Annotated in this window: 7 protein-coding genes; 1 reads left to right on the top strand and 6 read right to left on the bottom strand. The window is 64.5% G+C overall.

Going from position 1 to position 9,025, the window contains the following annotated elements; genetic code table 11:
• The 5 genes from FHX82_RS36380 to FHX82_RS36360 form a co-directional block, all read right to left on the bottom strand.
• Nucleotides 1-3,115 (bottom strand): YobI family P-loop NTPase (locus FHX82_RS36380; protein WP_183177075.1); only part of this gene is annotated, 3,115 nt, incomplete at its 3' end.
• A 638-nt stretch (nt 3,116-3,753) separates the two neighbouring features.
• On the bottom strand, nt 3,754-5,661 hold the full coding sequence (locus FHX82_RS36375; RefSeq protein WP_145933480.1) for a hypothetical protein: 1,908 nt from the start codon (nt 5,659-5,661) through the stop codon (nt 3,754-3,756).
• 646 nt (nt 5,662-6,307) lie between these two features.
• Nucleotides 6,308-6,790, bottom strand: coding sequence for a zinc-binding dehydrogenase (locus FHX82_RS36370; protein ID WP_145933481.1), 483 nt, complete (start codon nt 6,788-6,790; stop codon nt 6,308-6,310).
• On the bottom strand, nt 6,690-7,463 hold the full coding sequence (locus FHX82_RS36365) for a sigma-54-dependent transcriptional regulator family protein (RefSeq protein ID WP_145933482.1): 774 nt from the start codon (nt 7,461-7,463) through the stop codon (nt 6,690-6,692). The genes FHX82_RS36370 and FHX82_RS36365 overlap by 101 nt, the downstream gene beginning before the upstream one ends.
• 1 nt (nt 7,464) lies before the next feature.
• The gene (locus tag FHX82_RS36360) at nt 7,465-7,620 is read right to left on the bottom strand and encodes a helix-turn-helix domain-containing protein (RefSeq protein WP_373308535.1); all 156 of its coding nucleotides are present in this window, start codon (nt 7,618-7,620) and stop codon (nt 7,465-7,467) included.
• 85 nt (nt 7,621-7,705) lie between these two features.
• On the opposite strand from FHX82_RS36360, the gene FHX82_RS36355 reads away from it, so the two are divergent.
• Complete coding sequence (locus FHX82_RS36355) at nt 7,706-8,083, top strand: CoA transferase (protein WP_260172823.1); 378 nt, start codon at nt 7,706-7,708, stop codon at nt 8,081-8,083.
• Here the strand turns inward: FHX82_RS36355 and FHX82_RS36350 are convergent.
• The gene (locus FHX82_RS36350) at nt 8,055-9,008 is read right to left on the bottom strand and encodes an alpha/beta hydrolase (RefSeq protein WP_145933483.1); all 954 of its coding nucleotides are present in this window, start codon (nt 9,006-9,008) and stop codon (nt 8,055-8,057) included. The two genes, FHX82_RS36355 and FHX82_RS36350, sit on opposite strands and share 29 nt — an antisense overlap.
• Nucleotides 9,009-9,025 lie beyond the last annotated feature (17 nt).

Genomic DNA, 9,025 nt, shown 5'->3' with positions numbered 1-9,025 from the left:
CGGGCTCGATCTCCACTGGCGACAGGTACTCCTCGAGAGCGAGAGTGGCGACCAAGTTGACCCGGCGGTCTGCGCGGGGAATGGTGTCGGACGCGTTGAGGACGTTGACAGCGACGTTCCGCCGCACATCTTCGTCTTCTGCCCCGGTGTCGATCTTCCCTGCTCCGACCAGCAGGTCGGCGAGATTCTGATCGATGGATCCGATCGTGCTGCGATAGGCCTGCACGTTCTCTACCGTCGCCCGAAAGAGCCGGTAAGCCGCGAGGTCGGGCCAGCAGGACTCGGGAGCGGTGTCGATCTGCTCCAGCCGGGCTTCCGGTGCTGTCGTCGCGATCAGCTCGCGTACCTGGGCCGCCTCCCAACTTTCGACTACCTCGGTTAGGACCTTGGCCAGGGTCGTTGCGTGGTTCACGGAGTGCTTGGTGCGAGCGTCGGCCGCCACCGCCGCGAAGTACTCCTCCGGTCGCAGCCGGCATAGTTCGTAGACGTCGGCGTTCTTGTGGACCTGATCGAGACTGATGTCTTCGGTACCGCCCAGTGCGACGCGCAGATTGTCACCCGTCAACTGGTACAGGTGCTCGCGCACGACGCGAACCCGGATCGCCTCGGCAAGCCCAGCGAGCTCAGGAAGGATGATCTGCGCCCTTTTGATCAGCGAAACGATTGTGTCGGCCACTTCAGCAGGTTGGTGACTGGTGAAGGCATCCATATCGCGGTAGTTCGCGGTGACGAAATCGCGGAAGCCGGTGCCGAGTTCGTAGGCTTTGCCGTCCCGGGCGTTCTGGAGAGCGGCGCCGACGAGAGCAGATCTGATGTTCTCGGGGACGTTCTCGTTCCGGACGAGGTAGGTGAACACCTCCGACCAGGGGTGCCTGCTCAGCAGGGCCGCGAGACGGGAACGTTGGGAACCGGAATTAAGATAGGCATCGAGGAACTGCCGTGCGTGGTCTCCGAAGTTCGACACGATCGTATCGATAATTTCTTCTCCCCGGATGTCGCGCTGTTCGAGCAGATAGTCCAGGATTTCTATGTTGTAGGCGCTGACGGTACGCGTGAAGTCCCGGGATACCTCTTTCAGTAGGTTCTCGATGGAAGCCGGCGTCTTGAAATCGAAATCGATCTCCATCCTGTTAGGCTGCACCACTTGCACGATGAAGTTGGCCACGTCGAGACCGGTGAAGTCACCGTAGAACTGCGCCGCGTACAGAGCGAAGTTGCGGTTCAGGTAGCCCCGCTTCACCAGTTCGCGGGCCAGTTGCGACTTCATGGCCGTGTCGATCACGTCGGCGAAGGTCGCTCTACCAGCCTCGAGGGGGAGCGTGAACCGGTCTACCTGCGCGAGGTCGCAAAAATCTGCTCCTCGAAGAAATCTGATGTCCGAGTCGAGTTGGTCGATGGCTTCCCGGTTCGTATCGGCGTCGACCACGGCCCACTGATCGGCACCCGTTGCTTCCGGGAAGAGCGTGCGGATCTGTTCCTGGTCCAGCCTGATCAAGATGTTCTCGTGGCCTGCTGACGGGTCGTTGGTTGCCAGAACGTCGATCCTGCCCGTGCGCGTTGCCGTAACCCAAAATTCATACGAATCAACGGAGTTTTGCGAGTATCGATTCGAATCGACCCGGAACGCAAGGTATGGCCATCCTGCCCACCCGGAGACGCTTCTGAGTGCGGACCCGACCTCGATGAGTTGCCTACCTAGTCGATTCGCCACGTCGGCCATCGCCCGATGTTTCCCAGGTGCAGATAACAGTTCACGCTTGCGTCGTTCGCAGTGGTTGATCGCTGCTCGCACCAGGTCCCGTCGGCAGTCGTAGAGGACGTCGAGGGCACTGTTCCGACGTGCGATCTCCTCGAAGTCCTTCAGGTGAAAGTTCTTGTAAACGACCAGAGCGAAGAGATCGCTGGGAGTCAGTCCTGGTGCGGTTTTGCCGGAAGCCAGGAGTCGCTCGGCGAAGACGGCGTACTCGTTGCAGATGTTTTTCAGAAGTCGCATGTCGGTTGCGTGTTGGGCCACCAGCGTGACCAGGTCCCGATCGATCTCGGTTAACTTGCCGGCCTTGAGGAGTCCATCCAGAAGTTCTCGGGCGTTCCGGTGTGAGAGGAACGGGACGATGGGGATCACGACATCGAAGAACTTCGTGCGGTTGGCGCGCACGGTCTCGGCGGCCGCGGCGTCCGGTGTCGTCTCGGGGTCGGTTCCCAGTCGTTCGAACAGACTGTCCTTGATCGCGTAGACGAACCGCAGTGGTGTCCTCCTGCTGACACGTTCGCTCGTGTTGTTAAGCAGGGTGTTCAGTTCGCGTAGTGCTTCGAAGATGTGGGGGTCGTCAAACCGGTCGAGGTCCTCGAAGATAACAAGTTCCGGAAAGTTCTCATCGAAGAAGTAGACTATCTCTTCCAGATACTCGTCGAAGTACGTCGATGTCTCCCGCGTCAGCTTGACCGTGGCACCGGCAGCCGATACGTCCGAGATGACGAATCGGCCGTAGATGACCAGGCGCAGCACGGTGACCACCACGATAGCGAGCACGGCGAACCCGACGCCGGCCGCAGCCCGGAGCAGCCAGTGGTGCCCGGCACCCGTCCCAGCGACCCTGGGTAGCCATCCGAGGAACCACAAAATCAAGCCGAGGACGCCGACCGCGGCGGACGCTTCGATCGCGGCACGCGTCCGGGAGAGCGGTGTGATCCGGTTAAAGCGTGAGAAGCGCATTTTGCGAGGAGGTGCTCGGTAGAGCAGTTGCTTGACGAGTTCCTTCTGAATGCGGTTGGTAAGGCTCTCCTCCTTCGAAGTGGGACCGAGGGTGGAAATCGTCAGACGGAGCGTCGTGTGCTCGTTCTCGGACTCGAACTGGTCGAGGACGCTCGATTTGCCGGTTCCGTAGCGGCCCGTCAGCGCAATGTTGCGGTTCTTCGGATCCTTCGTCACTTCCCGCAGATGTCGTAGATAGGTTTCGTGCTGCTCGGCTACATACCTGGAGGTCAAAGACTGAAGCCTGGGAGAACTTGGAGCGTTTGCCAAACTTGCCGAGGTGTTAGCAGGGTCGTCACTGACGGCATGCCGACCAGCCGCGGAATCACTGGCCTGCTGGTGTTCCACGTCAGTGTCGGTCATTCCGGTCCTCCAGCTGCTCACTTATTTCGGTGTCCTGCGACCGCGGAGGTGGAGGCCTCCGCAGCGTGTGCCGTCATGGGATGGCTTGAGTCTCGGTACGGTGCTCTCAGTCATCGGCTAGGCTCCAGTATGATGCACTCTTTTCGGTCTCCGCTGCAGGCTCGCCGACCAACGAATCCTGAATGCGATGAGCTGCCGAATAAGCGAGCAAGACGTCAACCGGCGTGCCGGGTTCCGCCGGGGCGCGGTTTCCCGACGGTCAGGCCTGGCTGGCCGGAGAACCGCCGAGGCGGATGGCCACCAGGCAGGTGTTGAGTTGCCGCCCGAGGTCGGCGGCGGTGAGGAGGCGCCAGGCGACCTGGAAGTGAGGGGGCAGTGGATCGGGGCTTCCGCTCCACGACGAGGACACGCGCTCATGCTGCCGTACGTCAGCCGGGCGGCGGTCATGACCGCCGCCCGACCTGCTGATCCCGGAACGGACGCTGCTACGGTCCGGACCACCACCAACGGAAGGCGCGGTGCACCGCTACTGCCGACGACGGCACGCTCACGACCCGCGCCACAGCGGCGGGTGGCGACCGCGGCAGTTAGGCGCCAACTTTTGGGCAAACGCCGCCCTCCCGCAACGGTATCTCAAGCTATGAGGTGGGCCACCCCTCCGCCGCGATGCGAGCACGCCAGTAGGTCGCGGCATCCTGCCCGCTCTGCATCGCGGTGAATTCGTCCGTTCTGGTCGCCAATGCTGTGGCAGGCGCCGTGCCTTCGACGTAGGACTCCAGCCCCAGGTTGAGGGCGCTGCCGCCCAGGAACTCAGCGTACTCGCGCACGGACGCTACCACCGTGAAGCTGGCGGGGTTGCCGTGAACCAACGCGTTGCGGACGCGGCGACGGCGTGCTTCCAGTACTTTGCCCTCGGCTGTGTACTCGTCGATCAGGGTGCTGTAGATGGCGTGATCGCTGACGCTCGCGAACATTCGCGCGATCCAGGCACGCTCGTGTTCCAAGCGGCACAGCGAGATGACGTCGTCGGCTCGATCCGCGAGGAACAGGATCCACGGCTGCTTCGGTCTATCTGAAAACCATTCCACGGTAAGTTCGTGGAGTACGTCGTCGCGCCGACCGCCGCCGATCAGGCACATCCCCGCCGCACGTCGAAGGTCTGCAAGCCACCGGGCGTGTGGCCAGCGCTCCTGTAGCAGACTGAACAAATCGTTCGGGTTCATCGCCGCGTGCGCCGCGACGTGCTGTACGACGCGGTCGGCAAGCGGTATCACGCTGCTGATGTCGGCTTCAGAGGGCTTGCGCAGCGCCATGTCGCGGCTGAACGGGCGATCGGCAGTCGTCTGCACCTCGATGGCCGCAGCGAGGAACCGGGGGAGTTCTTCGCGGGCGAGTGCCTCTGCAATCCGCGGCCCATACGTCTCGATCGCGTCGGCGGTGATCTGTGCCCCGTAGTGGTCGTCCGAAAAGCCGGTGTCGCGCGTGGCGACCATGAAATTGAAGGAGCCGGACCTCCCTGAGCGAATGAGGCCGTATTGAGCAAGGTGTGGACGAATCCCGCCCGCGTTGTGGATCGCCACGTTCAGGATCGTGTTCACGATGTCGACGGCACGCGCAACCGCGCCGGCAGCCGTTGTGTCACCGAGGTCGACGCGCACCAGGAAGTCGACATCGGATTCCTCGTCCATTCGCTTTGCGACCTTGAACACGTGGCCGTGCTGAACGAGCTCCCAGAGCTCTGCCTTGTGCTCGAAGTCCTGCCCATCTGGCCCTGCGTTCGGTACTGCCCAATGCGCATCGATGAACGACACGCGCCCTGCGGAGAGGTGGAGATGGATCCGACCCTGGTACCCGAGCCAGACGACGGTCGGCTCGACCGCGGCGGGTGTCCCGACGAAGGCGCGGGCGTTCGCAAGCCGCTCTGCGAGCGGTGTGTCCTTCGTGCCGACGGGAATCTCATCAGGGTCTCGACCGTATGCGACGATCGAGACAAGATCGCGGAACGTCGACTCAGCTCTGAGGCCTCGCCGCAACTGCTCGAACAGTAGTTCAGCGATCGGGCGGTATTCGCGTCGGGCAAGGGTTCGATCCTGGGCCGTCGCGACCAGGTCGTCCCAGCTCGCGCGCACGGCTTGGTCCGAGTCGAGAGCGTTCAACAAGTTGCGGGCGGTTGAGAGCGTTTCCGTCCAGACGGCGTCGACGCGAGTTCCAGGGGGCTGGCTGAGGACCGCCGGAGTGCTACGAGTGAGTTTCGCAAAGGCCCTCTGGAAGGCGGCGAGTGGTCCATCGATGTGCGCATGAAGCGATGAACCGATTGCCCCCACCGACTCATCGAGGTCCCGTTGGAGTGAGTTCCGGTTGGTGGGCTTCTTCCAGGCGTCGGTGCCGCTGGCGAGTTCGACCCACTCGGTGATCTCCTCGACGATGACCGTGAGCGGCAGGACGGTGCTGGCGCCATGGTTCTGATCGAGAGACGACACCAAAGACTTCAGCCAGTCAGGGTCGTCCTCCGACCAATGGTCGCTGACATTGTAGTCGATCATCATTGACGGTCGGCCTATTCGACGTATGGATCAGGGACGGAGTGAGGGAGCGTCATTCACTCCAGGGTACGGACCTGGATTCTGCGTGACTTCCGCCAACCTCGGTGGCATGCCAGACGTAGCAGGTCCACATCCCGCCGGGGGGTAGGCGCGCCGGCCGACCTGGTGGGCGTCGGCGGCGTCGATCGTGCGCAGGTGCCCCGCTCCGGCGAGCACGCCCGGCCGCCTCGTGAGGATGTAAGTTCCGGTGATGCCTACGATCACGAAGCCCGTCGCGGAGGCGAGTCCAAGAGCATGGGCCTTGTGCTCGGCGGGGATGGACGACTCCGCCGTTCCCCCGCGTGTTGAGGCTTGGTCATGGATTCCTTCCGGAAGAACCGCCTCGGAAGTAGAGACCATCGGTCCTGGCAAAAGGACCTTGGTAACCAGCGCCCGCGGGCGGCGTGGTGTCACGGTGGGAATCGTGGCTTCCACGATGGCCGGTCCTGCACCCGAGACCGTCGACCCGCGCGAGCCGTCCCGGTTCGCGGTGGCCGGAACGCGCATCAAAAACCCTGGCGTGGCCGGGTGATATGCCCGCCCGGGCCGCAGGGCGCGAAGACTGGCTGGCGCGTCTCGCCTCCGCCGATCTCGGCGAATCCGCGGCGACCTACCGCGCGGGCTGGTCGTACAGCGCCACCAGCGGGCCGTGGTGGTCGCCGCGCTTCATCCGGTCGTAGCCCTCGCCGATCTGCTCGAAGGACAGCGTTTCGACCCGGGAAGAAATCGCGCGGTCCTTGATGAACTCCACGACGGAGATCAGGTTCTCGGTGGTGCCAATGACCGAGCCGAGCAACTGCACCTCGCGCAGCACGAGATCCCGCACGTCGAAAGTCACGGTCGGCTTGGCCAGCCCGACCTGCACGACCCGGCCGCGCTTGCGCGCCGAGCCGATCGCGGGCGAGGTAGTGATGTCGAAACCCGGCGAAGTCGATGATGACGTCCAGTTCGTCCTCGCGAGATCACGGACATCGTTGACGACCTTGCCGACGCTATCCATCTTGTGGGCGCCTCGATGGGTGGAGGTATCGCGCGAACTCGCCATCGACAGCCCCGAAAGGGTGGCCAGCCTCGCCTCGATCATGTCGAGCACGAGCGATCCCGCCGTCGGCGGAACCAGCCTCGACAACCCTGCCGCCGCGGTGCCCGTGCCCGGTGCCGACCGCGAGGCGGCCATCACGACGACCGCTCGCCACCTGGAACGCGCCCAGTAGCCGTTGCTGGCTGTGGCGGGAGAACGCGAGCAGGCGCTCGCCGATCTCCTGGACCGCGCGGCTGAGGAACGGTTTGAGCAACGGCGATTCATCCCCGGACAGGCAGGTGATGTCGAGGACGCCCTCGAGCCGCCGGGTGGCGGGGTGGAAGATCGGCTGGCCGTAGCAGCTGAAGGGCTTGAAGGCTTCCACGTAGTGCTCCTCGCCGCGCACGGTGATGCCGTGCCGCAGCTCGTGCGCGGTGGCGATGGAGTTTGGTGCCCGTCGTTTCTTCGCGGAAGATCCCACCCGGAACGACGCCGAGGCCGTCCCGCAGGCCCGGGAGTGCCGGTCGGCGAGCACCACGCAGTAGGCGGCGTCGTCGCCCAGCTGGTGGGCCAGGGCCGCGAGGACGGGTTCGGCGACGATGAGCAGCGCGCTGCGCCGGTCCACTGAACTCTGTTCGACCGGCAGGTCACAGGTCGCGGGTGACAGACCACTGAGGTGTGCGCGATGCCAGGACAGCGTGATCTCGAGGCGGAGCTGGTCGACGGCGTTGTCGAGTGTGCTCACGTCAGTTCTCCGGTAGCGCCTCGTCGGCCTCGGTGTTGTAGTGGACCGCGAGTTCGGTCCGCGAGCGGACGCCGAATTTCGCGTAGACGCGGGTCAGGTGGTACTGGACGGTCTTGCTCGACAGGAACAGCTCCGCGGCGACCTCCTTGTTCGACATCCCCTGGGCGACGAGCCTGCTGACAGCTTCCTCCTGGGGGGCAGCGTCGAGTCCGAGCGGGTGAAGTGGACACCGCTGGCCCGTTCTGCTCGATGCTGCTCGCCGACCTCAGCGCGACCGTGATCAGATCGAGAACCCGAAGGACCCGGGCTACGCCCGCGACTTCCCGCCGGCGCTCGAGTCCGCCTCGGGGGAGAAGTTCAGCGCGTTCTTCGCGCAGTTCAACCGTGGCAAGTTCGGCCTCACCCTCGATCTGTCAACACCGGAGGGAAAGACGGCGCTGCGGAAACTGGCGCGCAGCGCCGACGTGCTGGTCGAGAACTTCCGGCCTGGCACGATGGGCAAGCTCGGCGTGGGCTACGAGGTGCTGCGGCAGGAGAACCCGCGGCTGGTGTACACGGCGATCTCCGGTTACGGGCAGACCAGTGGGCCGGTTATCGGCGCGGTGAAGCCGCGCGGCTGAGCGCCTCCTTCAATAGCGACGTGATCTCGACGACTGCGCGCTCGGCTGCGGGCGAGACTCCCGGCATGCCCAGCCACGGGTGGATCAGCTCGGGGTAAACCCGCAATGTCGCCGGGACTCCTTCTTGGAGCAGCCGGCCGGCGAACGCGATGCCATCGTCACGCAGTGGGTCGAAGCCAGCCACGCCGATCACGGTGGCCGGGAGGAGCCGCAAGTCGGGCGCGAGCGCCGGCGAGATCCGGTCGTCCTTGGCGACCGAGGTATCCCCGCCGAAGTAGAGCTTGCGGATGATCGTCAAATCGCCGGCCTCGAGGAAGTAACCTTCTGCGTTCTCGACGGCCGAGGGGAACTCGCGGGTGAAGTCGGTCACGGGCGAGCCAAGCAGCATGGCCGCGACGGGCGCCCCTCGGCGGGCGGCGGACAGTGCGGCGACCACGGCCAGGTTGGCTCCCGAGCTCTCCCCCACGAGCCCGATGCGACTCGCGTCACCGCCGAGATCCGCGATGTGCTGCTGCGTCCACTCCAGTACCGCGGTTGCGTCGTTGACGGCGGCAGGGAATGCCTCCTCCGGCGCGAGTCGATAGTCGACGCTGACGACGACGGCACCCAGGTCGTGGCTGAGTCGGCGCGCGACGTCCTGGGTCAGGTGAGCGCTGCCGACGATGAAGCCGCCCGGGTGGAAGTAGAGCACGGTCGGGGCCGGTCCATCGGCTTCCGGCCGATAGATCTGCACCGGGGTCCGGTGCGCACCGACCAGTTCCCGGGTTGCGGAGGCGACCGGGGCGAAAGCCGCGGGATCCCAGTTCCGCTCGATGGTCTGGCTCAGGCGATCACGCATCTCCGTCGGCTCGCCGTCGAAGGTGCCCGGAGCGCCGACAGACTTCAAGAAGCCGAGGAACTCGGCGAAGGCCGGGTCGAGGGACATGGGGGTGTTCCTTTCGT

Origin of the sequence: Amycolatopsis bartoniae (assembly GCF_014191255.1) — a bacterium.
In the GTDB taxonomy this organism is placed as follows: Bacteria; Actinomycetota; Actinomycetes; order Mycobacteriales; family Pseudonocardiaceae; genus Amycolatopsis_E; species Amycolatopsis_E bartoniae.
Note: the sequence above shows the minus strand (reverse complement) of the source record. Positions and strands in the feature narration are given on the sequence as shown.